Origin of the sequence: Diaphorobacter sp. J5-51, assembly GCF_001023515.1 — a bacterium.
GTDB classification, from domain to species: domain Bacteria; phylum Pseudomonadota; class Gammaproteobacteria; order Burkholderiales; family Burkholderiaceae_C; genus Diaphorobacter; species Diaphorobacter nitroreducens.
Map to the genome: position 1 here is coordinate 1 of NZ_JSYI01000078.1, position 23,315 is coordinate 23,315.

At 65.3% G+C, this 23,315-nt stretch carries 18 protein-coding genes and 1 pseudogene; 12 read left to right on the forward strand and 7 right to left on the reverse strand.

All coding sequences use genetic code 11. The features are described 5' to 3' along the window. Positions 1-1,061 precede the first annotated feature (1,061 nt). The 5 genes from rodA to OX89_RS11135 all read left to right on the forward strand — a co-directional run bounded on the left by rodA (position 1,062) and on the right by OX89_RS11135 (position 6,104). A complete protein-coding gene (gene rodA / locus OX89_RS11115; protein ID WP_047350660.1) occupies positions 1,062-2,234 on the forward strand; it encodes a rod shape-determining protein RodA in 1,173 nt (390 codons plus the stop codon). A 61-nt stretch (positions 2,235-2,295) separates the two neighbouring features. Beyond that, positions 2,296-3,756 carry a metalloprotease TldD gene (tldD, locus tag OX89_RS11120; protein ID WP_047350661.1) on the forward strand — a complete coding sequence of 487 codons (1,461 nt, stop codon included), beginning with the start codon at positions 2,296-2,298 and terminating at the stop codon, positions 3,754-3,756. Positions 3,757-3,778: 22 nt separating this feature from the next. After that, complete coding sequence (locus OX89_RS11125) at positions 3,779-4,327, forward strand: hypothetical protein (RefSeq protein WP_047350662.1); 549 nt, start codon at positions 3,779-3,781, stop codon at positions 4,325-4,327. Positions 4,328-4,579: 252 nt separating this feature from the next. Further along, a complete protein-coding gene (locus OX89_RS11130) occupies positions 4,580-5,698 on the forward strand; it encodes a 3-deoxy-7-phosphoheptulonate synthase (protein ID WP_047350663.1) in 1,119 nt (372 codons plus the stop codon). A gap of 94 nt (positions 5,699-5,792) precedes the next feature. After that, positions 5,793-6,104: a hypothetical protein gene (locus OX89_RS11135; RefSeq protein ID WP_011806738.1), complete on the forward strand. Its 312-nt coding sequence runs from the start codon at positions 5,793-5,795 to the stop codon at positions 6,102-6,104. A gap of 48 nt (positions 6,105-6,152) precedes the next feature. Here the strand turns inward: OX89_RS11135 and mpl are convergent, their stop codons facing one another. Beyond that, positions 6,153-7,577: a UDP-N-acetylmuramate:L-alanyl-gamma-D-glutamyl-meso-diaminopimelate ligase gene (gene mpl / locus OX89_RS11140; RefSeq protein ID WP_047350664.1), complete on the reverse strand. Its 1,425-nt coding sequence runs from the start codon at positions 7,575-7,577 to the stop codon at positions 6,153-6,155. 216 nt (positions 7,578-7,793) lie between these two features. Here mpl and OX89_RS11145 point away from each other — a divergent pair, with 216 nt between their 5' ends. The 7 genes from OX89_RS11145 (at position 7,794) to OX89_RS11175 (ending at position 14,329) form a co-directional block, all read left to right on the forward strand. Then, a complete protein-coding gene (locus OX89_RS11145; RefSeq protein ID WP_047350665.1) occupies positions 7,794-8,405 on the forward strand; it encodes a hypothetical protein in 612 nt (203 codons plus the stop codon). After that, entirely contained in the window at positions 8,402-8,989 is a 588-nt protein-coding gene (locus OX89_RS11150) for a TlpA disulfide reductase family protein (RefSeq protein ID WP_047350666.1), read from the forward strand. The genes OX89_RS11145 and OX89_RS11150 overlap by 4 nt, the downstream gene beginning before the upstream one ends. 110 nt (positions 8,990-9,099) lie before the next feature. Then, positions 9,100-9,564, forward strand: a complete 465-nt coding sequence (accB, locus tag OX89_RS11155; protein WP_011806734.1) for an acetyl-CoA carboxylase biotin carboxyl carrier protein — start codon at positions 9,100-9,102, stop codon at positions 9,562-9,564. A 113-nt stretch (positions 9,565-9,677) separates the two neighbouring features. Further along, positions 9,678-11,027, forward strand: a complete 1,350-nt coding sequence (gene accC / locus OX89_RS11160) for an acetyl-CoA carboxylase biotin carboxylase subunit (protein ID WP_011806733.1) — start codon at positions 9,678-9,680, stop codon at positions 11,025-11,027. Positions 11,028-11,111: 84 nt separating this feature from the next. Then, positions 11,112-12,005 (forward strand): 50S ribosomal protein L11 methyltransferase, encoded by an 894-nt coding sequence (gene prmA, locus OX89_RS11165; RefSeq protein ID WP_047350667.1) that lies wholly within the window; start codon positions 11,112-11,114, stop codon positions 12,003-12,005. Positions 12,006-12,069: 64 nt separating this feature from the next. Further along, positions 12,070-13,407 (forward strand): zinc-ribbon and DUF3426 domain-containing protein, encoded by a 1,338-nt coding sequence (locus tag OX89_RS11170; RefSeq protein ID WP_047350668.1) that lies wholly within the window; start codon positions 12,070-12,072, stop codon positions 13,405-13,407. 25 nt (positions 13,408-13,432) lie between these two features. Next, complete coding sequence (locus OX89_RS11175; protein WP_047350669.1) at positions 13,433-14,329, forward strand: carbohydrate kinase family protein; 897 nt, start codon at positions 13,433-13,435, stop codon at positions 14,327-14,329. Between the two features lie 96 nt (positions 14,330-14,425). On the opposite strand, the pseudogene OX89_RS19125 reads toward OX89_RS11175, so the two are convergent. The 6 genes and pseudogenes from OX89_RS19125 to OX89_RS11205 all read right to left on the reverse strand — a co-directional run. After that, positions 14,426-14,728, reverse strand: a pseudogene (locus OX89_RS19125) (histone); the annotation flags it as partial. 174 nt (positions 14,729-14,902) lie between these two features. After that, the gene (locus tag OX89_RS11185) at positions 14,903-16,093 is read right to left on the reverse strand and encodes a ribonucleotide-diphosphate reductase subunit beta (protein WP_011806728.1); all 1,191 of its coding nucleotides are present in this window, start codon (positions 16,091-16,093) and stop codon (positions 14,903-14,905) included. A gap of 138 nt (positions 16,094-16,231) precedes the next feature. Further along, the gene (locus tag OX89_RS11190) at positions 16,232-19,150 is read right to left on the reverse strand and encodes a ribonucleoside-diphosphate reductase subunit alpha (RefSeq protein WP_047350670.1); all 2,919 of its coding nucleotides are present in this window, start codon (positions 19,148-19,150) and stop codon (positions 16,232-16,234) included. A gap of 356 nt (positions 19,151-19,506) precedes the next feature. Then, positions 19,507-20,106, reverse strand: a complete 600-nt coding sequence (gene ampD, locus OX89_RS11195; protein ID WP_015914232.1) for a 1,6-anhydro-N-acetylmuramyl-L-alanine amidase AmpD — start codon at positions 20,104-20,106, stop codon at positions 19,507-19,509. Continuing rightward, positions 20,087-21,595, reverse strand: coding sequence for a sigma-54 dependent transcriptional regulator (locus OX89_RS11200; protein WP_047350671.1), 1,509 nt, complete (start codon positions 21,593-21,595; stop codon positions 20,087-20,089). The genes ampD and OX89_RS11200 overlap by 20 nt, the downstream gene beginning before the upstream one ends. A 15-nt stretch (positions 21,596-21,610) precedes the next feature. After that, positions 21,611-23,311 carry a PAS domain-containing sensor histidine kinase gene (locus tag OX89_RS11205; RefSeq protein WP_047350681.1) on the reverse strand — a complete coding sequence of 567 codons (1,701 nt, stop codon included), beginning with the start codon at positions 23,309-23,311 and terminating at the stop codon, positions 21,611-21,613. Positions 23,312-23,315 lie beyond the last annotated feature (4 nt).

Genomic DNA, 23,315 nt, shown 5'->3' on the forward strand with positions numbered 1-23,315 from the left:
ACGGCGTTCAGACTCTACCGCGCTGGTCTGGTTTAAAGATACAAGCCTGGAAGACCTGGGTGTCGGCGTGGCGCGTGTGTGGAGCCTGCCCGATTCCCTGCAGCGCTGCATACGGCCACCGCAGGGGCGGCCGCCGCAGCGCCGCCCGAGGGCGTGGAGCGGTTGCGCTGGGTGGGACGTGCCGCGAACGAGGCAGCCACCATCATGCTGCAGCATGAGCCGGAACCCGCGGGCGCCCGCCNCTCGATGACGCAGCAGGAGTTCGTCAAGGCCACGGTGCTGGCACGCGAGCAGCTCATCGCCATGGCCGACGCCCTGGACTTGCGCGTGGACAAGGGCTCGCCCGCGGCGCGCCTGCTGGCTCCGCCCACCGCCCTGGATGCGCCGCCGGTATTGGCCGACCCGGCCACGGGCCATGAGCTGCATTACGACGCCCTGCAGACCCTGCCCCTGACGCTGGCGCAGTCCACTGATGCGGCGCCTTCCGCCAGCCAGGCGGCCGAGGTGCTGGCCGCTGGCATCCAGGAGGTCAGCAACGCCATGGTGGAGGACTTCCGCCTGAATGACATCGTGCGCATGGTGCTGGAAACCATGCTGCGTGCGCTGGGCGCGCGGCGCATCGTGTTCTGCCTGCGCGAGGTCAAGACCGAGCGCATGACCGGGCGCTTCGGACTGGGCGAAGGCAGCGCAGACGCCGTGCGCGCCCTGGCCGTGCCCCTGAAGGACGCGGATGACCTGTTTGCCGCCGTGTGCCAGCGGGGCGCCGATACCCTGATTGCCGACGCCACCGAGGAGCGTGTGCGAGCGCGTCTGCCGGCATGGTTCCTCGGCAGCTTCGATGCCACCAGCTTTCTGCTGCTGCCGCTGTCGATCAAGCAGCGTCCCTTTGCGCTGATCTATGCCGATCATGAGCGCCCTGGCGGCCTGGTGGTGGACGACAAGGTGCAGGGGCAGCTGCGCACGCTGCGCAACCAGCTGGTGCTGGCGTTTCGCCAGGCCGACTGATGCCTAGTCCTGGAATCACGCAGGGGGCTTGGCCTGGCACCCGATAATCGCGCCCCATGGCCGCCGCTTTCGACAAACCTTCCCTGCCGCAACGCGTCCTGCCGCTGTTGCGCGGCTTTGACTGGCCGCTCATCGCGCTGCTGCTGGCGTTGTCATCCATCGGCCTGGTGGCCATGTATTCGTCGGGTTTCGATCATGGCACGCGCTTTTACGACCATGGCCGCAACATGCTGCTGGCCGCGGGCATCCTGTTCGTGGTGGCCCAGGTGCCGCCGCAGCGGCTGATGATGCTGGCCGTGCCGTTGTACACGCTGGGCGTGGCGCTGCTGGTGGGCGTGGCGCTGTTCGGCATCACCAAGAAGGGGGCGCAGCGCTGGATCAACGTGGGTGTGGTGATCCAGCCCAGCGAGCTGCTGAAGATCGCCACCCCGCTGATGCTGGCCTGGTGGTTCCAGAAGCGCGAGGGCCAGCTGCGTGCGCTGGACTTCGTGGTGGCGGGGGCGCTGCTCATGGTGCCCGTGGGGCTGATCATGAAACAGCCCGACCTGGGCACCTCGCTGCTGGTGATGGCCGCGGGGCTGTCGGTGATTTTCTTTGCGGGCCTGCCCTGGAAGCTGGTGGTGCCGCCGGTGCTGCTGGGCGCGGTGGGCATTGCGCTCATCGTCTGGTTCGAGCCGCAACTGTGCGCCGAGGGCGTGCGCTGGCCGGTGCTGCACGACTATCAGCAACAGCGCATCTGCACGCTGCTGGACCCCACGCGCGATCCGCTGGGCAAGGGCTTTCACATCATCCAGGGCATGATCGCCATCGGCTCGGGCGGCGTGTGGGGCAAGGGCTTCATGGCCGGCACGCAGACGCACCTGGAGTTCATCCCCGAGCGCACGACCGACTTCATCTTCGCCGCGTTCTCCGAGGAGTTCGGCCTGGTGGGCAACCTCACCCTGATCGTCTGCTTTGTGCTGCTGGTGTGGCGCGGGCTGGCGATTGCGGCCAACGCCAATACGCTGTTCGGGCGCCTCATGGCGAGTGCCGTGGCGATGATCTTCTTCACCTATGCCTTCGTGAACATGGGCATGGTCAGCGGCATCCTGCCCGTGGTGGGGGTGCCGCTGCCGTTCGTCAGTTACGGCGGCACGGCCATGGTCACGCTGGGGCTTGCGCTGGGGGTGCTGATGTCGGTGGCACGCGCACAGCACCAGCCCGAGCAGGGGCCGCCGCGGGCGCGGTAGCGGGGCTGCGGGGGGAACCTGCGTGCACGCAGGGTCTAGGGCGCCTGCCTACAATCGGCCGATGATTTCCCGCGAACCCACCATCGAACGCCTGGGCCTGGCCCGTGAGCTGCTGCTCACCCCCTTCGGCCTGGACGAGTCCCACCTCTCCCGCGCCCTGGCGGAGATCCGCGCGCACCGCGTGGACGACGCCGACCTGTACTTCCAGTACACGCGCAGCGAAGGCTGGAGCCTGGAAGAGGGCATCGTCAAGACGGGCTCGTTCTCCATCGACCAGGGCGTGGGCGTGCGCGCGGTGAGCGGCGAGAAGACGGCCTTCGCCTACTCGGACGATATTTCCGAGGCCTCGCTGCTCGACGCGGCCCGTACCGTGCGGACCATTTCGGCCGCGGATAAGGTGGGACGTGCGCGAGTAGCTTCCAAAAAGATAGCAAACAGCCGTTCGCTGTACCCGCACATCGACCCCATCGCCTCGATGGACAGCACCGACAAGGTGCGCCTGCTGGAGCGCGCCGAGCAATGTGCCCGTGCCAAGGACCCGCGCGTGGTGCAGGTCATGGCGGGCCTGGCCAGCGAGTACGACGTGGTGCTGGTGGCGCGTGCCGATGGGCTGATGGCCGCCGACGTGCGCCCGCTGGTGCGCCTGTCGATCACCGTCATCGCCGAGCAGAACGGCCGCCGCGAGGTGGGCTCGGCCGGCGGGGGCGGGCGCTTTGGTCTGGCCTATTTCACCGACGAGCAGATCGGGCAGTATGTCCATGAGGCCGTGAATGCTGCGTTGGTCAACCTCGAGTCGCGCCCCGCGCCCGCGGGCGAGATGACCGTGGTGCTGGGCCCCGGTTGGCCCGGTGTGCTGCTGCACGAGGCCGTGGGCCACGGGCTGGAGGGCGACTTCAACCGCAAGGGGTCGAGTGCCTTCAGCGGCCGCATCGGCCAGCGCGTGGCGGCCAAGGGCGTCACCGTGCTGGATGATGGCACGCTGGCCGACCGCCGCGGCTCGCTCAACGTGGACGATGAGGGTCACGCCACGCAGCGCAACGTGCTCATCGAGGACGGCATATTGAAGGGCTACATCCAGGACGCGATGAATGCGCGCCTCATGGGTGTCAAGCCTACGGGCAACGGCCGGCGCGAGAGCTATGCCCACATCCCCATGCCACGCATGACCAATACCTACATGCTGGGCGGCGACAAGGACCCGCAGGAGATCGTCGCCAGCATCAAGAAGGGCCTGTACGCCACCAACTTCGGCGGCGGACAGGTGGACATCACCAGTGGCAAGTTCGTGTTCTCCGCGAGCGAGGCCTACTGGGTGGAAAACGGCAAGATCCAGTACCCCGTGAAGGGCGCGACCATCGTCGGCAGCGGCCCGGAGTCGCTCAAGAAGGTGACCATGATCGGCAACGACATGCGCCTGGACAGCGGTGTGGGCACCTGCGGCAAGGAGGGTCAGAGCGTGCCCGTGGGAGTGGGCCAGCCCACCATGCGCATCGATGGCCTGACGGTGGGCGGCACGGCCTGAGCGCCGCGGCCGGTTGTGTGCCATGCCCACGCCACTCTCCAGCCGCCCGCAGACTTTCACCGATCCGGACCGTAACCCGCACGGCGGCGAGGCGGACGAGGACGCGCGTGCGCTGCGCGACAGCCTGGGCGAGCTGGCCCAGCATATCGAGGCCGCCACGCGCGCGCGCCGGGGGCAGCTGGGGCCCGAGTCCGTGCGGCGCAGCGCCGAGGCGCTGGCGCATTGCGCAAGGCGCCACCAGCTGCACCTCACAGGCCTGGGGTCGGCCTGGCATGCGCTGTATGAATTCGGTGTCTACCAGCGCGCGTTGCGCGAGTTGCGCGATGCCCTGGCGCAATGGCAGCAGGCCTTGCAGCAGCGCAGCCCCTCTGAGGCCGAGCGCTTCAGTACTTTCGAGCGGCAGGCGTGGCGCACGCTGGGAGAGGCACGGCTGGTGCTCGACATCTATATGCAGGGCGACCCCTGCATGGAGCGATCGGCGCCCGACACCCGGCCTGCCGCGGAGCTTCCACCGCGTGCGCCACTGCTGGCGCGCCTGCGCCGGTGGTGGTTCGAGGGACGGCATCCGTAAGCGGTTGTAGCGCGACGGCAACATGGTGCCTATGTTGCGGTGCCGCAATACGTGCTACATTGGTTCGCATGTCAGTTCACAGCGCGTTTTACTTTTACTTTTGGTTCTCTGTCCCTGGCGGATGAGAGGTACGCGCGCACCCAGACTGAGCCCCCTTCTCTAAGAAACCGCCGAAGCTGAAAAGCCCGGCGGTTTTTTTTGTTATCTGTTCTCCGTTTTCCATCTTCACCCCCCCCCCANGAGGAAGCACCCATGAACGCCCATGTCTCCAGCAGCGATGCCTGGTATCCCAACGTCGAGAAAACCAGCGAAACCGACGACCAACGCATCAAGGACATCACCGTGCTTCCTCCTCCAGACCACCTGATTCGCTTCTTCCCGATCCGCGGGTCGGAGGTGGAGTCGCTGATTGCCAACACACGCCGCAGCATCCAGCGCATCATGAGCGGCGAGGACGACCGGCTGCTCGTCATCATCGGCCCCTGTTCGATCCACGACCCGCACGCCGCGGTGGACTATGCGCGCAAGCTCAAGGCGGTGCGTGAGCAGTACAAGGACCAGCTGGAAGTGGTCATGCGCGTGTACTTCGAGAAGCCCCGCACCACCGTGGGCTGGAAGGGCCTGATCAACGACCCCTACCTGGACGGCAGCTACCGCATCGACGAGGGCCTGCGCATCGCGCGCCAGCTGCTCATCGACATCAACCGCCTGGGCGTGCCGGCGGGCAGCGAGTTCCTGGACGTGATCTCGCCCCAGTACATCGGCGACCTGATCAGTTGGGGCGCCATCGGCGCGCGCACCACCGAAAGCCAGGTCCACCGCGAGCTGGCCTCCGGCATTTCGGCCCCCATCGGCTTCAAGAACGGCACCGATGGCAACATCCGCATCGCCACCGATGCCATCCAGTCCGCCAGCCGCGGCCACCACTTCCTGTCGGTGCACAAGAACGGCCAGGTGGCCATCGTGCACACCGCGGGCAACAAGGATTGCCACGTGATCCTGCGCGGCGGCAAGGCGCCCAACTACGACGCAGCCAGCGTTGCCGCGGCCTGCAAGGACCTGGAGGCCGCCGGCCTGCCGGCGTCGCTGATGGTGGACTGCAGCCATGCCAACAGCAGCAAGCAGCACGAGAAGCAGCGCGATGTGGCGCGCGACATCGCTGCACAGATCGCAGGCGGCTCGCGCAGCGTGTTCGGCGTGATGGTGGAAAGCCACCTGCAGCCCGGAGCGCAGAAGTTCACGCCGGGCAAGGACGATGCCACGGCGCTGGAATACGGCAAGAGCATCACCGATGCCTGCTTGGGCTGGGACGACTCCGTTGCCTGCCTGGCCGAGCTGGCGGCCGCCGTGCAAGCGCGGCGCGCGCGTTGAAGCGGGCGCGGTGTAAGCTCGCGGCACGGGAATGGCGCGGCCGCGCCGTCCCGTTCACCCGTCAACACTATTCCATCAAGAGGCGAGACAGCTCATGCACAGCGAAGTATTGGTCACCCTGAGCCCCGATCAGGAATTCCGTCTGGACGCGCAGGGGGGACAGCCCCTGTCGCACGAGGACGCACGCCGCTGGCTGGACGATGAATTTCTACGCCTGGAATGCGAACCGCTGCGCGCCAGCGGCAAGGTGCTGCTGGCCGACAAGGTGCTGACCGTGGCCCGTGCCGCGGGGGCGACGCTGCTGGCCGATCCTGCATGGTCCGGCCAGTTTGCCCGCGCCACCGTCGCTGCGCTTGCCAGGCCCGTCGTGCGCGTGGACGTGCCGGGCATGGCTGTCAGCTTCTAGGTTTCAAGCCAAAAAGGCTGCTAGCGCTTATTAATCAAGCGATAGCAGCTATTGTTTTGATAGTTCTGCGAGCAGTTGGGCGTGCACTCCGCCAAAGCTGCCGTTGCTCATGCAGACGATGTGGTCGCCCGGCTGCACCACCGCGCGGATCTGGCCCACGAGCGTGGGCAGGTCGCCCGCCGTCTGCGCGCGCGCACCCATGGGGGCCAGCGCCGCAGCGGCGTCCCAGTCCAGGCCGGCGGTATGGCAGAAGGCCAGGTCGGCCGGCTCCAGCGCCCAGGGCAACTGCGCCTTCATGGTGCCCAGCTTCATGGTGTTGCTGCGCGGCTCGAACACCGCCAGGATGCGCCCGCGGCCTTCGCCCTTGGGGCCCACGCGCCGGCGCAGTCCGTCCAGCGTGGTGCGCAGCGCCGTGGGATGGTGCGCAAAGTCGTCATAGACAGCGATGCCCCGCACCGTGCCGCGCAGCTCCATGCGGCGCTTGACGTTCTCGAAGCGCGCCAGCGCCTCGGCCGCCTGGGCAGGCGTCACGCCCACATGCTCGGCGGCCGCGATGGCAGCGAGGGCATTGAGCTGGTTGTGCACGCCCGTCAGCGACCACTGCACGCGTGCCACTGTGCTGCCCCGCTGCAGCACCTCGAAATCGTGCGGCGCGCCTTGCGCGCCGAAGTCGCTCACCGCGGTGCCAAAGTTGGCCACGCCGCTCCAGCAGCCGGCGTGCAGTACGCGTGCCAGGCTCTCCTCCAGCCCATTGACCACCACGCGGCCCGAGGGCGGCACCGTGCGCACCAAGTGGTGGAACTGCCGTTCGATCTGGCCCAGGTCGTCAAAGATGTCGGCGTGATCGAACTCCAGGTTGTTCAGCACGGCGGTGCGGGGGCGGTAGTGCACGAATTTGCTGCGCTTGTCGAAGAACGCGGTGTCGTACTCATCCGCCTCGATCACGAACAGCGGCGCCGTGGCGAGCGGTCCTGGCCCGGCCAGGGGCCGTACGGGTGCGCCCAGACGCGCGGATACGCCGAAGTTCATCGGCACACCGCCCACCAGGAAGCCGGGCGCCAGGCCCGCGCATTCCAGAATCCAGGCCAGCATGGACGTGGTGGTCGTCTTGCCGTGCGTGCCGGCGACGGCCAGCACATGGCGGCCCTGCAGCACATGCTCGGCCAGCCATTGCGGCCCGCTGGTATAGGGCGCGCCCGCGTCGAGGATGGCCTCCATCAGCGGAAACTTCGGCGTGCCGTCCGCCAGCCGCGCGCGGCTGACCACGTTGCCCACCACGAACATGTCAGGCTTCAGCGCGAGCTGGTCGGCGCCATAGCCTTCGATCAACTCTATTCCCAAGGCGCGCAACTGGTCGCTCATGGGAGGGTAGACGCCGGCGTCGCAGCCGGTGACACGGTGGCCCGCCTCGCGCGCCAGCGCGGCCAGGCCGCCCATGAACGTGCCGCAGATGCCCAGGATGTGTATATGCATGGCTCCCGATTCTATGGACCTCGGTGGAACCTCCAGGATTTATGAGAAAAATGGGTCTAACGCCCGTTGATCAAGCGCGAACAGCTATCGAATAGGGAGCAAATGGCGGATGCATGGTGCATTGCCCCTGCGGCGGGTGCGCCGTCACGGTTGCGTCAACGGTATTGCGGGGCATTGGGGCGACAATGGGCGTCCTGCGTTCTGGACCGTGCCGCCATGCAAAACGCCCTTGCCATTGAAATCGCCAATGCCGCAGCCCGCCTGGTGGTCGAGGAGGGGCTGGAATGGGGGGCGGCCAAGCGCCGCGCGGTCAAGGAACTGGGGCTGCCCCAGCGCACGCCGCTGCCCGACAACGACCTCGTCGAGGACGCCGTGCGGGAGTACATCGGCCTGTTTTGCGCCGATACCCAACCCACCGAATTGCGGGCACTGCGCGAATTGGCGCTGGTGTGGATGCAACGCATGCAGGACTTCCGCCCCTACCTGGGCGGTGCGGTCTGGCACGGCACGGCCACACGGCTGTCCGACATCTACCTGGCGCTGTTCTGCGACGATCCCAAATCGGCCGAGATTGCCCTCATCGACCACCATGTGAATTACGAGCCGCGCACCGTCATGGGTTTCCGGGGCGAGCCGGTCGATGCCTTGAGTCTGAGCAGCCGATCCGCCGCGTTGCACGAAGAGATCGGCGTGCATCTGCTGATCTATGACCTGGACGACCTGCGTGGCGCGCTGCGCCCCGACGCCCGGGGGCGCGCGCCCCGGGGTGATCTGCAAGCCGTGCGCCGGTTGCTGCAGGAAATGCCTACTTCCACCCTGTCTTCATGAACGAGCCCACTCTTTCCTCTTCGGCGTCTGCCGATTCCGCAAAGGCGCCGAGCGCCCATCCGCCCCGCCGCCGCCGCTGGCTGCTGGTGGGGGCCGGTGCCCTTGCCGCCCTGGGGGGCGCGGGGCTGGCGGCCTGGCGGCTGCGGCCGGGCCCGGTGCAGGAGGGCGTGTCCGACGCCGTCTGGGGCGCGCAGTTTGAAGGCCCGGCGGGCGAAGTGCTGTCCATGGCCGCCTTGCGGGGTCGCCCCCTGCTGTTGAATTTTTGGGCCACCTGGTGCCCCCCGTGCGTGGAAGAACTGCCGCTGCTCAATGCCTTTTATGGGGAACACCGCGCCAAAGGGTGGCAGGTTGTGGGCTTGGCGATTGATCAGCCTTCCAACGTGCGCAAATTTCTAGAGCGCATGCCTCTCGATTTCCCAATCGCCTTGGGGGGGCTGGGCGGCACCGACCTGGCACGCGGGCTGGGCAACGAAAAGGGCGGGCTGCCCTTTACCGTACTGTTTGGCGCAAATGGCAGCATTTTGAAGCGTAAAATGGGCCAACTGACGGCGCAGGATCTCCAAGGCTGGTCCACAACGTTGTGAGCGCCTGTGTTTCCTCAATGGAGATGGTGGCAATTGGGGTCGTTTCGGTGAAATAGTCCGAAATTAGGGTAAATTCGCTCCCCATTCCGTTTCTAGCCGTTGGAGCCCCCATGGATTTGCGAAAACTCAAGACCCTCATCGATCTGGTCTCCGAGTCGAATGTTTCTGAACTCGAGATCACCGAAGCCGAGGGCAAGGTCCGCATCGTGAAGAGCGGCGGGGCCGTGGTGCAGCAGTTCGTCGCCGCTCCCGTCCAAACCCCCATGGCCGCCGCGCCCGTAGCGGCCGCGCCCACCGCGCCCGTCGCTGAGTTGCCTGCCCCCGCGGCGGCGGCCCCTTCTGGCCATATCGTCAAGTCGCCCATGGTGGGTACGTTCTATCGCGCGTCCAGCCCGGGCGCGAAGCCGTTTGTCGAGGTGGGCAGCAAGGTCAAGGAAGGTGACACGGTGTGCATCGTCGAAGCCATGAAGATCCTGAACGAGATCGAGGCCGACAAGTCGGGCACGGTGACCCGCATCCTGGGTGAGAACGGGCAGGCGGTGGAATACGGGCAGCCGCTGTTCGTCATCGAGTAAGCCGCGCATGAGCGCTTCAGCCCCCGCCGCATGCGCTCGTTGCGCATGCATGGCAGCACCAGGCGCTGGCGCGGGTTTTTGTCTGCATGCGGCCTTGAGCCGCGAGGCCAACCATGTTTAAGAAGATTTTGGTCGCCAATCGCGGCGAGATTGCCCTGCGAATCCAGCGTGCCTGCCACGAACTGGGCGTGAAGGCCGTGATGGTCTATTCCGAGGCCGACCGCGACGCCAAATATGTCAAGCTGGCGGAGGAGGCTGTGTGCATCGGCCCCGCGCCCTCGCCGCTGTCCTACCTCAACATGCCTGCCATCATTTCGGCGGCCGAGGTGACGGACGCCGAGGCCATTCACCCGGGGTATGGCTTCCTGTCGGAAAACGCCGACTTCGCCGAACGGGTGGAAAAGAGCGGGTTCCAGTTCATCGGCCCGACGCCCGACTCCATCCGCATGATGGGTGACAAGGTGTCGGCCAAGCAGGCCATGATCCGCGCGGGCGTACCCTGCGTGCCGGGCTCCGATGGCGAGTTGCCGGATGATCCGGTGCAGATCCGCCGCATTGCCAAGAGCATCGGTTACCCGGTCATCATCAAGGCCGCTGGCGGTGGTGGCGGCCGTGGCATGCGGGTGGTGCACACCGAGGCGGCGCTGGTCAACGCGGTGCAGATGACCAAGGCCGAGGCGCAGGCCGCCTTTGGCAACCCGGCCGTGTACATGGAGAAATTCCTCCAGAACCCGCGCCATATAGAGATCCAGATACTGGCCGACAAGTACCGCAATGCCGTGTACTTGGGCGAGCGCGACTGCTCCATGCAGCGTCGCCACCAGAAGGTGATCGAGGAAGCGCCGGCACCGGGTATTCCGCGCAAGCTGATCGAGAAGATTGGCGAACGCTGCGTGGCCGCCTGCAAGAAGATCGGCTACCGCGGTGCGGGTACGTTCGAGTTCCTGTACGAGAACGGCGAGTTCTACTTCATCGAGATGAACACCCGCGTGCAGGTGGAGCACCCGGTGACCGAGTGGATCACGGGCGTGGACATCGTGCGCACGCAAATCATGGTGGCTGCAGGCGAAAAACTGCCGTTCACTCAGCGCCAGGTTCAGATCCATGGCCATGCGATCGAATGCCGGGTGAACGCCGAGGACCCCTACAAGTTCATCCCGTCGCCGGGCCGCATCACGATGTGGCACGCGCCTGGCGGCCCGGGCGTGCGCGTGGACTCGCACGCCTATACGAACTACTACGTGCCGCCGAATTACGACTCCATGATCGGCAAGATCATCGTGCACGGCGATACGCGCGAGCAAGCCCTGGCGCGCATGCGCACGGCACTGTCGGAAACGGTGATCGAAGGCATCAATACCAACGTGGCGCTGCACCGCGAACTCATGGTGGACGCCAAGTTCGTAGCGGGCGGCACCAACATCCACTACCTGGAGGAGTGGCTGTCGCAGCGCCAGCGCTGATCGCCAGCACTTCTGACCTGCCCGCTGGCATCCGGAAACGGATGCCAGCTTTTTTCATGGATCGCGTGCAAGGAGGCTGATCCCATGTTCGAGCTGAACCTGTTGTGTCCCGAGGAACGGGTGGAGACCGTGAGCGACGCGCTCGATGCGCTGGAAGCCTTGAGCGTGTCCGTGGAAGATGCCGACGCGCACACCGATGCCGAGCAGGCGCTTTTTGGAGAACCTGGCATGCCGCCCCCGCGTGAGGGTTGGCAGCGTAGCCGCATCACTGCCCTGTTTCCTACGCAAGAGGCGGCCGAGGAGGCGCGGCAACTGTTGCAGGCCCAGGATTTCTTCGAGGGCTGCATCGTGCAGGGGGTGAGTGTGGTGCAGGAGCAGGACTGGGTCCGGCTCACGCAATCCCAGTTCGCGCCGGTGGACATCACGCCCGATTTCTGGATCGTGCCGACGTGGCACGAGATGCCCGCGGCTGCGCGCCGTAGCATCCGCCTGGATCCAGGGCTGGCCTTTGGCACGGGAACCCACCCAACCACGCGCATGTGCCTGCGCTGGATTGCCAAACATGGCGACGCGGCCGGGCAGGCGCTGGGGCGCGTGCTCGACTATGGCTGCGGCTCCGGCATCCTGGCGATCGGCGCCGCGAAATTTGGCGCCACAGAGATCGACGCGGTGGACATTGACGCGGCAGCCGTGGAATCCACGCGACAAAATGCGCAAGCCAACGGCGTGCAGGTGAACGCGGGTCTGCCCGAGCGGGCGCAAGGGCAATACCAGACCGTGTTGGCGAATATTCTGGCGACGCCGCTGAAGGTGCTGGCGCCCTTGCTGAGCGGCCATGTTGCGCAGGGCGGGCACCTTGTGCTGGCCGGCATCCTGGAGCGGCAGGCGCAGGAGCTGCAGGAGGCCTATGCGCCGTGGCTGCAGTTGCAGGTGTCGGACCGTGAGGATGGCTGGATCCTGATGACCGCGCGTCGCTAACCGCGCGTCGCTGACCGCGCGGGCTGCGCGGGGCCGTAGAAGGGGCCCCTACAATCCACAGCCGATGAGCCAGATCACCCGCTGCCCCCACTGCTCCACCACCTTTCGGGTGGTTGCCGATCAGCTGCGGATATCGGAAGGCTGGGTGCGATGCGGGCACTGCAAGGAAGTGTTCGATGCATCGCAGCACTTGCAGGTGCAGGAGGCGGAGCCGTTGCTTTCCGACCTGCTTCTGGATGCGCTCAAGCCTCCGCCACAGCCCGTCGGTAAAGCTTCGGAAGGCATTCAGGTCTGGGGCAGTGCGCGGCATGTGGAGGCTCCAACGTCGCTTGCGCCGGACCCGGTGATGTCTGCAGCGGCCGCGTGCGCACCGCAGGAAGTGGTTCCCGCGGCGGATGAAGGCCTGCGTACGGAAAGCGAACCTCCACCATGGGTTCCCCCACCGCCCCCGGTCCCCGCCTTTCTGCTGGCGAATCCGGAGGGCGCAGCGCCTGCGAAGACGCCGAAAGCAATGGCTGCGCCCCCGGTGGATGCCGATGCGGCGCCCCTGTCTCCAGCCGCGCGCGATATTCCCGCCCCGCCAGTCCATACGCTCCCGCGGGGTTACGAGTTACCGGCGGCGCCTCTTGAGGAGGATGCGGAATCGGAGGAACCCAGCAGCCAGGAATCCGCGGAAGCATCTGCCGTCCTGGTTTCACCGATACCCACAGAGGAGGGGGGCACGTCCGCTGCGGGGAGGGCGGCGCAGGAAACCATCGAATCACTAGAGATGGCGCCCAGCCCGGCTGGACCGCTGGAGTCCCTGGCGCCATCGGAGGATGCAGGCGCGCCATCGCTGGAGCGGGAAGAAGGGCACGCCGACGACCGCACGGATCCCGTCATTGAACCTGGCTTCGTGAAGGCTGCGCGGCGCAACGCGTTCTGGCGCAGGCCCTCCGTGCGTGTGGGCCTGTCCTTGGTCGGCTTGACGTTGGTGGTGGCCTTGCTTCTCCAAATCACCATCCAGGAACGGGACGACATCGCATCGCGTCATCCCGTGGCCCGCGCCTGGATGGAACGACTGTGCGGGCGCTTGCAGTGCGTGCTGCAACCTCCACGGCACATCACGGCCGTGGTCATCGACAGCTCATCGTTTTTGAAGGCGCGCCACGATCCGTCCGGGTACCAGTTGCAGATGAGCGTGAAGAATACGTCGGCCCAGGCCGTTGCGATGCCGGCGCTGGAACTCACGCTGACGGATGCGCAAGACCAACCCATTGTGCGGCGCGTATTGCTGCGTGACGAACTGGGGGCCCCCCTGGAATTGGCACCAGGTTTCGTGTGGAGCGGTGCACTGCCGTTGCAGGTGATCCAGGGCGCTGCGCAGGTGGCCGGCTACCGGCTGGTGGCCTTCTATCCCTGATTTTTTACTCTTGAGCTTTGACCCTATGGCTGCGCTGATTTGCGGTTCCCTGGCCTTCGACACCATCATGACGTTCGATGGGCGTTTTGCAGAGCAAATATTGCCCGAGCAACTGCATATCCTGAATGTGTCGTTTCTCGTTCCCACATTGCGCCGCGACTTTGGAGGATGCGCTGGCAATATCGCATACAGCCTCAAGCTGTTGGGAGGCAACCCGCTGCCCATGGCCATGCTGGGCGCTGATGGCGGCGAATACTTGGCGCGACTGCAGCAACTCGGCGTCGACACCCGCTTTGTCGGCCGCGTGGAGGATACATACACCGCCCAGGCGATGATCATGACCGATCGGGACAACAACCAGATCACGGCGTTCCACCCCGGTGCCATGATGCAGGCCCACCTGCACCGCATCCCGCCCGGGGCGGGTGCGCACGTGGGCATCATCGCGCCGGACGGCCGTGAGGCCATGCTGCAGCACGCGGCGCAATTCGTCGAGGCCGGCATTCCGTTCGTGTTCGATCCGGGACAGGGGTTGCCCATGTTCGATGGCGCAGACCTGCGTCGATTCATCGAGCAGGCGAGCTGGATCGCCGTCAATGACTACGAAGGCAAGATGTTGTGCGACCGTACGGGCTGGAGCCTGGCAGAGATCTCGCATCGGGTCCGCGGCCTGATCGTCACACTGGGAGCACAGGGATGTGAAATTTGGGAACAGGGTGTCAGGACGCATGTTCCCCCTGTGCAACCGGCGCAGGTGGTGGACCCCACGGGCTGCGGGGATGCCTGGCGTGGCGGTTTGCTCTACGGCCTGGAGAAGGGGTGGACCCTGGCACGTTGCGCTCAGTTGGGCAACCGGCTGGGCGCGCTCAAGATCGCGCAACGCGGCCCGCAGAATTACCAGCTGGACTTTCAACCTGACTGAGCGAGCGCCGGGATTGAAGCAGCGTTTCTGACTGCGGCTTTGCCATAAAAAAACCCGGTGCAAGCACCGGGTCGTAGGCTGGACTGTCCCGTAGCCTTATGGCTTGCCACCCGTAGGGAAGGGCCATGCGGCTTGCGGGTTCAGCGTTGTTTGCGCGACAGGAGCAGGCGCTGCGGCAGGAGCCTTAGCCTTCTTCGCGGGCGCGGCTGCCTTCTTGGCGGGCGCTGCCTTCTTGGCTGCTACGGCCTTTTTGGCAGGAGCGGCTGCCTTCTTGACCGGCGCTGCCTTCTTGGCTGCTACGGCCTTTTTGGCGGGCGCTGCAGCTTTCTTGGCTGGAGCCGTCTTCTTAGCGGGAGCTGCTTTCTTTGCAGCGGGTTTCTTCGCAGTTGCCATCATTTTCTCCTTGGGTCGATTTGCAAAGAGCACCCCACGCCTGCATTGGGCGTGGAGCGATCCATGGCGACGACTGAATATGCGTCACCACGAATGCGGAAACGCCCCAAGGCCGCAGCGCCGAACGGTGCTGTGTGCGCGGAGCGTGGTTGAAAAATCATGGCCTGGTCTACGAAGATGTCAGTCCCAGGACAAGGCGCCGCCCGACTGGTACTCGATGACGCGCGTCTCGAAGAAGTTGCGTTCCTTCTTCAGATCAATCATCTCGCTCATCCAGGGGAACGGATTTTCTTCATTCGGAAAGAGCGCTTCCAGCCCGATCTGTGTGGCGCGGCGGTTCGCGATGTAGCGCAGGTAGCCTTTGAACATGGAGGCGTTCATACCCAGCACGCCACGCGGCATGGTGTCTTCGGCATAACGGTATTCCAGTTCCACTGCCTTGATGAACAGGGCCTTGATCTCGTCCTTGAACTCGGCCGTCCACAGGTGTGGGTTTTCGAGCTTGAGCTGGTTGATCAGGTCGATGCCGAAGTTGCAGTGCATGGACTCGTCGCGCAGGATGTACTGGTACTGCTCGGCAGCGCCGGTCATCTTGTTCTGGCGGCCGAGTGCCAGGATTTGCGTGAAACCCACGTAGAAGAACAGACCTTCCATCAGGCAGGCAAAAACGATCAGCGACTTGAGTAGTGTCTGGTCGCTCTCGGGTGTGCCGGTCGTGAAGCGCGGATCCATGATCGCTTCGATGAAGGGGATCAGGAACTCGTCCTTGTCGCGAATGGACTGGACCTCGTTGTAGGCGTTGAAAATCTCGCCTTCGTCCAAGCCCAGTGACTCCACGATGTACTGGTACGCATGGGTGTGGATGGCTTCCTCGAACGCCTGGCGCAACAGGAACTGCCGGCATTCCGGCGCCGTGATGTGGCGGTAGGTGCCCAGCACGATGTTGTTGGCGGCCAGCGAGTCGGCCGTGACGAAGAAGCCCAGGTTGCGCTTGACGATGCGCCGTTCGTCCTCGGTCAGGCCGTTCGGGTCCTTCCAGAGTGCGATGTCCCGCGTCATGTTCACTTCCTGCGGCATCCAGTGGTTGGCGCAGGTGGCGAGGTATTTCTCCCACGCCCACTTGTACTTGAACGGCACCAACTGGTTGACGTCGGTCTGGCCGTTGATGATGCGTTTGTCGACCGCAGACACGCGGCGGTGTTGGGGTGCTGCAGACGCGGTAGGGGCAGTGCGCGTCGAAGTGCTGGCGACGGACTGCAACACGGGTGCTTGGAAACCGTTTGGCGGAGGCTCCACAGGGCGGTCGTTGGAGTGACTGCCGTCCAAGAGTTTTTGCGATGAGGGCTTGACTTCGTCGTCCCAGGTGAGCATAGGTTTTCCAGTGGTCGGATTATGGAAGCAGTGCTTCAAAATGAAAAGCACCGAAGCGTTGCCAGGCGTGATCTGTTGCTTCACGACACATGCGAACGAGGCGACGATGTGTCACGCTGCGCCCGCATGCGCACGGCATTACTGGCAGGCTTCGCAGCCGGGGTCGTCAATGGCGCAGAACTTCACGTCGGTCGCAGGGATGGCAGCAGCCTGCGCTTGCGCTGCGGCCACGGCAGCGTTCAGTGCCGAGCTTGGTGCCATCGTTCCCTCCCCCGTGTCGCTTGCGCCGGACGCGACGGCATTGAGCTGGCGTGTGTTCACGGTACTCATCTCCACATGCGTCGCGCTCTGCGTGCGCAGGTAGTAAGTGGTCTTCAGGCCGCGTATCCACGCAAGCTTGTATGTCTCGTCGAGCTTCTTGCCTGAGGCGCCGGCCATGTAGATGTTCAGGCTCTGCGCCTGGTCGATCCATTTCTGTCGACGCGCCGCCGCTTCGACGAGCCAGGTGGGAGCGACTTCGAAGGCGGTGGCATACAGTGCCTTGACGGTGAGGGGAACGCGGTCGATCGCGTGCAGCGATCCCTTGAAGTGCTTGAGGTCCATGAGCATCACGTCGTCCCACAGGCCCAGCTGCTTCAGGTCGCGCACCAGGTACTGGTTGATGACCGTGAACTCTCCCGAGAGGTTGGATTTGACGGAGAGATTGCCGAAGGAGGGCTCAATGGAGGCGTCCACGCCAACGATGTTCGAGATGGTGGCTGTGGGCGCAATGGCGATGCAGTTGGAGTTGCGCATGCCGTCTTGCGCGATCTTGGCGCGCAGCATGTCCCAGTCCAGACGGGTCGTACGGTCCACCTCCACGTACCCGCCACGTTCCTGCTCCAGCAACTGCAGTGAATCCAGCGGCAGGATGCCCTGGGACCACAGAGAACCCTGGTAACTGGAGTATTGGCCCCGTTCTTGGGCGAGATCGGTTGAGGCCCAGTAGGCGTAATAGCAGAGAGCCTCCATGGAGGTATCGGCAAACTCCACTGCGGCGTCGCTTGCGTAGGGGATGCGCAGTTCATACAGCGCGTCCTGGAACCCCATCAGGCCCAGGCCGACGGGGCGGTGGCGCAGGTTGGAATCCTTGGCCTTCTGTACGGCGTAGTAGTTGATGTCAATCACGTTGTCCAGCATGCGCATGGCCGTGCTCACGGTTTTGCGCAGCTTGTCGTGGTCGATGCCTCCGTCCTTGAGATGGCGCGCGAGGTTCACCGATCCCAGGTTGCACACGGCCGTCTCGGCATCGCTGGTGTTGAGCGTGATCTCGGTACAGAGATTGGAACTGTGCACTACGCCTACATGCTGCTGGGGAGAGCGGATGTTGCACGGGTCCTTGAAGGTGATCCAGGGATGCCCGGTCTCGAACAGCATGGAAAGCATCTTGCGCCAGAGGTCGACGGCCGGTACGCGTTTGAACAGAGGCAGCTCGCCGCTCTCGGCCTTGGCCTCGTAGGCGATGTAGGCTTTTTCGAAGGCCTGTCCGTACAGGTCGTGCAGATCAGGGACATCCGAGGGGGAAAACAGTGTCCACAGGCCCTTTTCCATGACGCGTTTCATGAACAGGTCGGGAATCCAGTTGGCCGTGTTCATGTCGTGTGTGCGTCGCCGGTCGTCGCCGGTGTTCTTGCGCAGCTCCAGGAATTCTTCGATGTCCAGGTGCCAGCTTTCCAGGTAGGTGCAGACGGCACCCTTGCGCTTGCCGCCCTGGTTCACGGCCACGGCCGTGTCGTTGACCACCTTGAGGAACGGCACCACGCCTTGCGACTCGCCGTTCGTGCCCTTGATGCGTGCACCGAGGGCGCGTACGCGTGTCCAGTCGTTACCCAGGCCGCCCGCGAACTTGGACAGCAGGGCGTTTTCCTTGATGGATTCGTAGATGCCCTCCAGCTCGTCGGGCACCGTGGTCAGGTAGCAGCTGGATAGCTGCGAGCGCAATGTGCCGCTGTTGAACAGCGTGGGCGTGCTGCTCATGAAATCGAAGGAGCTGAGCAGTTCGTAGAACTCGATGGCACGGGCGTTGCGGTCGTCCTCGCGCAGCGCCAGGCCCATGGCCACGCGCATGAAAAAGGTCTGAGGCAGCTCGATGCGCGTTTTGCGCACATGCAGGAAGTAGCGGTCGTACAGCGTCTGTAGGCCAAGATAGTCGAACTGCAGGTCGCGTTCGGCCTTCAGTGCGCTTCCCAGGCGTTGCAGGTCGAATTCCATCAGGCGCGGGTCGAGCAACTCGTTGTCCACGCCCTGGCGGATGAATTGTGGAAAGTTGTCGGCGTAGGCCAGGGCCATGTCGGCGGGATTCACGTCGCGGCCTAACACCTCGCGCACGATGGTGTGCAGCAACAGTCGTGCCGTCGCGTAGGTGTAGCCGGGATCTTTCTCGATCAGGGTGCGCGCCGCGAGGATGGATGCCTTGTACACCTCGTCCATGGGTACGCCGTCGTACAGGTTGCGCATCGTCTCCGCGATGATGGGCGCGGCCTGGACGTCCGATCCCAGGCCCGTGCATGCGGCTTCCACCAGGCTCTGCAGGCGCAGAATGTCAAGCTCCACGCGCTGACCTTGGTCCTGTACATACAGGGCCGGCATCTGGGGTAGCAGTTGTTCCTTCTTCTGTGCGCGTTCTTGCGCGCGGCGCTCGCGGTAGAGCACGTAGGCGCGTGCCACCTCATGATGGCTGCCTCGCATCAAGCCCAGCTCCACCTGGTCCTGCACGTCCTCAATGTGGAACGTTCCTCCCGCGGGGCGCGAGCGCATCAGCGCGCGCACGACTGCCTGGGTCAGCTGATCCACCACTTCGCGCACGCTCGCCGAGGCCGCTCCCTGTGCCCCGTGAACGGCCAGGAATGCTTTCATCATCGCCACGGCGATTTTTTGCGGCTCGAAGGGCACCACGGCGCCGTTGCGGCGGATGATCTGGTAGTGCATCAGTGGATGGGCCCCGGTCGGCGTGGCCGACGGGGTGGCCCGTGCAGGCGATGGGGTGTCAACAGGAGCGGATAGGGGCGCAGCGTGCATGGAGGTCCTCGGAGGTGTTCGGAGAAATGGCCAGGCGGACGGGCAGTCACCTTCGGCCGGCGAGACGGCGGCGTAGACTGTCGCCGCACACTATATCTAGTGTGTCTTGATGGTTCAAGACACTAGGGGTAGTGTATCCCCGTAAGAGGCTGGCGAGATCGTTTCGACGTGATTGAACGCCTGGGCCTTCTACTGCCGTCGCAGCCCCCGTAGGATCAGGCCCGCATCCGACGGCTTGAGCCATGGTGCGGCATGCCGGCCGATCTTGCGCGCAAACGCGCGTGCAACTTCATCCTGAGCAGTGAAGGCGAGGCGAAGGCGCAAAGTGCGGCAATGCGTCCGGGTGGCTGGAGGGATCAGCACCCTGGCGGAAAAAGAACACCCGTGCCGGCGAAGGCTCCACGAAGTACACGCCAGTCAAACCCAGGGCCTGGGTCGTGTTTGCGTTCAGGCGCGATGTGCTCATGCCCTGCGATGTAGCGCACGGGGTAGCGCTGCCGCAGCGCCTTGCAAAGGGTCACAAGGGTGGCGTATTGCGCCTGCTCGAAGCTCCCACCTTCCAGCCCCTCCAGCTCAACGCCGATCGAGTCGTCGTTGCAGGCATCGCGCCCCCGGTAGTGGGAACGGCCCGCGTGCCAGGCGCGTCGGCCCACGTCCACGAACTGCCACAGCACACCTGCGCGCGTGATGAAGAAATGCGTCGACACTTCCAGGCCGCGAATCTGCTGGAAATAGGGATGGGCGTCCCAGTCCAGCCGGTTCATGAAAAGCCGGTGCACATGACCCCCGCCAAACTCTCCGGGGGGAAGGCTGATGGAATGCACCACGATGAGGTCCACGCTGGCCTGCGGGGGGCGTGGCCCGTGGTTGGGCGAGTCCATGCGTCTCGCATTCGCGTACCAGCCGCCGTGCCAGGCGGGCCGCCGGGCCGCAGGCTCAGGGCTGCGCGTCGCCATGGCTGTCGCCGTCTTGCGGTACCTCGATGTGCAGCCGGGCAATCCGGTAACGGATCTGGCGCAGGCTGATGCCCAGGCGGGCTGCGGTGGCCGTGCGGTTGAAACTCGCCTCGCGCAGGGCGCGCACGAGTATTTCCCGTTCCTGCTGGTCGAGCCAGGCTTGCAGATCGTTGGGCAGGGGCATGCCTTCGCTGATGCCGGACCAACGAGGGGGCGCGTGCGGCTCAGCGGGCTGCGCGATGGCTGGTGCGGACGGTACGGGCTGCGGTAGGGGCGGCGGTGCCTCCACGGTGGAGGCTGGCGCGCCTTCAACGTGCAGCTCATGGCCATCGCTGAGGGCTACCGCGCGATGCAGCAGGTTTTCCAGCTCGCGCACATTGCCGGTGAGCGGGTGCTGTGCGATGCACTGCAGCGCTTCCTCTGTCAGGTGGGGAACGGCCACCCCCGATTCTTGCTCGATACGGGCCAGCAAGGCCTCGCACAGCGCGGGCAGGTCCTCTCGCCGCTCGCGCAACGGTGGGATCAGCAGTTCGATGACATTCAGCCGGTAATACAGATCCTGGCGGAAGCGCCCCGCCTGCACGTCAGCGGCCAGGTCTCGGTGCGTGGCGCTGACGATGCGCACGTCCACGGCTTCTTCCTGCGTGGAGCCCAGGGGCCGTACCGTGCGCTCCTGGATCGCACGCAGCAGTTTGGATTGCATGGGCAGCGGCAGGTCGCCAATTTCGTCAAGGAACAGCGTGCCTCCACGGGCGGCCTGGAAGTAGCCCTCCCGGTCGTGCGTAGAGCCGGTGTAGGAACCCTTGCGCGCGCCAAAGAACTCTGCCTCCAGCAGGTTCTCGGGAATTGCGCCGCAGTTGACGGCGATCAGTGGGCCTTCGGAGCGCTGGCTGCTGGCATGCAGCGCGCGGGCCACCAGTTCCTTGCCCGTGCCTGACTCGCCACGCACCAGCACGGGGGCCATGCTGCGCGCCACCTTGGCGATGCGCTGCTTCACATTGCGCATGGCTTCGGAGTCGCCGATCAGGCGATCCAGCACAGGATCTTGCATGTCCGGCCACTGCGTGACATTGCGTGCGCCGGGGCGGGTGGCTTTGGGCGCCGCCAGTACGGCGCCAATACCCTGCACCGCCGAGGCCACCACGGCACGGAATTGCTTCAGGTCCACGGGCTTGGTCAGGTAGTCGAACGCGCCCGCGCGCAGCGCCTCCACCGCGTTCTCGGCCGATCCATAGGCCGTCATGACCACGCAGCGTTCACGCCGCTGCTGGCTGCGCAGGTCGTGCAGCAAGTCCATGCCGAAGCCGTCGGGCAGCCGCATGTCGGTGATCACGACGTCGAACTTCTGCGTCTGCAGCTGTTGGCGCGCGTCGTCCACGCTGGCGGCGGTCTCCACGCGGTAGCCTTCGCGCAGCAGGGTCAGCTCATAGAGGGTGCGCAGATCGGGTTCGTCATCGACGACAAGAATGGAGGCGGTGGATGCATTCATGGTCTGTGGGCCGTGTCAGACCACGATTGTGTCAAACAGTGATGCGCTGTCCGTAGGGCGCGAAAGGCTGCGGAAGGTCACAGTGAAGGCGTTTCCCGCCACCTCGCCGCGCGCCAGGCTGCGTGTGGTGCGCTGGTGACCGATGTCCGCCCCGTGGCGCTGGCACAGCTCGCGGCAGATGTACAAGCCCAGCCCGCTGGAGCGGCTTTCGGATGAGAAGAAAGGCTCGAACAGATGCCGCTCCACCGATTTGTCCAGCGGTGCGCCATCGCTCCACACCTGCACGCCGGCCTTCCCGCCGGGGGTGGCGCGCGTCGCGAGGCACAGCGAATCGGGTTCGGGTCCCTTGTAGCGCAATGCGTTGTCCAGCAGGTTCACTAGCACACGCCGCAGGTGCTCGGCGTCGAACTCCACCTGCGCCGAGCCCGCGTCCAGTACCAGTTGCCCCTGGCGGCGTGCGGGGTCCTGCGCCGTCCAGTCGTTCCACACCTGCTGCACCGTGGCATCCAGTGCCACGGTGGAGGAGCTGGCCTGGTGGATCTGGTGCTGCACGCGCGCAATGTCCAGTACGTCCTCCGTGATGCGCACCAGCCGGTCGGCGTTTTGACGCACCATGTGTGTCAGGCGCTTCTGTGTGGGGTCGTCCAGGTCTTCTTCCAGCAGTTCGTTGGCCTGCACGATCGCTGCCAGCGGGTTGCGGATCTCATGTGCCACGGCGGCCGACATGCGCCCCATGGCGGCCAGCTTCTCGGTGCGCAGGCGCGCTTCCATTTCGCGCAGGTCGTGCAGGAACATCACGCACAGCGGCTCCCCCGGAGAGTCGTCCGGGGCGTCCTGCGTGTGGGTGAGCCATGCGCGCACGCGCAGGGCCATGGGGATCTGACCATCGTGCAGGACGTTGACATCGGCATGCTGGGGACGCTCCATCTGGAAAGTGGCGCACGCCAGATCCATGAGGGGTTTGAAGGCCGCCGTGTGCGTGAGCGTCAGGGAGGAATCTCCGGAGATCTTGTGGCCGAGCATCAGCAATGCCGCGGGGTTGGCCAGGCGGACCTGGCCATGCAGGTCCAGCACCAGCACGCCATCGGCCACGTGCTGCATCACCAGGGCACTGACCGCGCGGTGGGTGCGCGCATCCATCTGGCTGCGCCGGGCCATCTGCTGCTCGCTGGTGAGCTTGGCGGCCAGCAGGTGCACCAGATAGGCGACGATGAAGTAGCCGGTGCCTGTCAACGCCGCCTGCAGGTAGCGCTGCGTGCCGTCTCCGGCGCCGCCGTATGTGCCCAGCCACCAGGCCCAGGCCAGCAGCAGCAGCGTGGCGCCGGCCGTGGTTGCCAGAGCCAGTGTCAAGGATCCCAGCACGCCTGCCATCAGGACCGGAAGTCCGAACAACGGCGTGAAATTCAAGCCGCCCGACTGCTGCAGCGCCTGCAGCACGCTGACCAGCAACAGATCCAGCCCGATGGACGGCAACCACTGGATGCCGGGCCGCGGATCAGGGACGGCGCCGTGCCCCCACACCCGCAGCGCCACCGTGGCCACCAGGTAGCCCAGGCAGATGCTGAACAGCAGCGGTTCGCCGGCCTGGTTGAGTGCAATGCCCAGCAACTGCAGCAGCAGCAGCGCCAGCGCCACCATCACGCGCGCTGTGAGGAAGGCATTCCACAGGCGATGAAAGGGCAGGGGAGAGGCGGCGGCTGCCAGCTTGGAGGGCATCGGC

Coding starts and splice junctions, on each gene's coding strand:
- rodA (WP_047350660.1), top strand. CDS start 1,062: ATGGCCGCCGCTTTCGACAAACCTTCCCTGCCGCAACGCGTCCTGCCG.
- tldD (WP_047350661.1), top strand. CDS start 2,296: ATGATTTCCCGCGAACCCACCATCGAACGCCTGGGCCTGGCCCGTGAG.
- OX89_RS11125 (WP_047350662.1), top strand. CDS start 3,779: ATGCCCACGCCACTCTCCAGCCGCCCGCAGACTTTCACCGATCCGGAC.
- OX89_RS11130 (WP_047350663.1), top strand. CDS start 4,580: ATGAACGCCCATGTCTCCAGCAGCGATGCCTGGTATCCCAACGTCGAG.
- OX89_RS11135 (WP_011806738.1), top strand. CDS start 5,793: ATGCACAGCGAAGTATTGGTCACCCTGAGCCCCGATCAGGAATTCCGT.
- mpl (WP_047350664.1), bottom strand. CDS start 7,577: ATGCATATACACATCCTGGGCATCTGCGGCACGTTCATGGGCGGCCTG.
- OX89_RS11145 (WP_047350665.1), top strand. CDS start 7,794: ATGCAAAACGCCCTTGCCATTGAAATCGCCAATGCCGCAGCCCGCCTG.
- OX89_RS11150 (WP_047350666.1), top strand. CDS start 8,402: ATGAACGAGCCCACTCTTTCCTCTTCGGCGTCTGCCGATTCCGCAAAG.
- accB (WP_011806734.1), top strand. CDS start 9,100: ATGGATTTGCGAAAACTCAAGACCCTCATCGATCTGGTCTCCGAGTCG.
- accC (WP_011806733.1), top strand. CDS start 9,678: ATGTTTAAGAAGATTTTGGTCGCCAATCGCGGCGAGATTGCCCTGCGA.
- prmA (WP_047350667.1), top strand. CDS start 11,112: ATGTTCGAGCTGAACCTGTTGTGTCCCGAGGAACGGGTGGAGACCGTG.
- OX89_RS11170 (WP_047350668.1), top strand. CDS start 12,070: ATGAGCCAGATCACCCGCTGCCCCCACTGCTCCACCACCTTTCGGGTG.
- OX89_RS11175 (WP_047350669.1), top strand. CDS start 13,433: ATGGCTGCGCTGATTTGCGGTTCCCTGGCCTTCGACACCATCATGACG.
- OX89_RS11185 (WP_011806728.1), bottom strand. CDS start 16,093: ATGCTCACCTGGGACGACGAAGTCAAGCCCTCATCGCAAAAACTCTTG.
- OX89_RS11190 (WP_047350670.1), bottom strand. CDS start 19,150: ATGCACGCTGCGCCCCTATCCGCTCCTGTTGACACCCCATCGCCTGCA.
- ampD (WP_015914232.1), bottom strand. CDS start 20,106: ATGGCGACGCGCAGCCCTGAGCCTGCGGCCCGGCGGCCCGCCTGGCAC.
- OX89_RS11200 (WP_047350671.1), bottom strand. CDS start 21,595: ATGAATGCATCCACCGCCTCCATTCTTGTCGTCGATGACGAACCCGAT.
- OX89_RS11205 (WP_047350681.1), bottom strand. CDS start 23,311: ATGCCCTCCAAGCTGGCAGCCGCCGCCTCTCCCCTGCCCTTTCATCGC.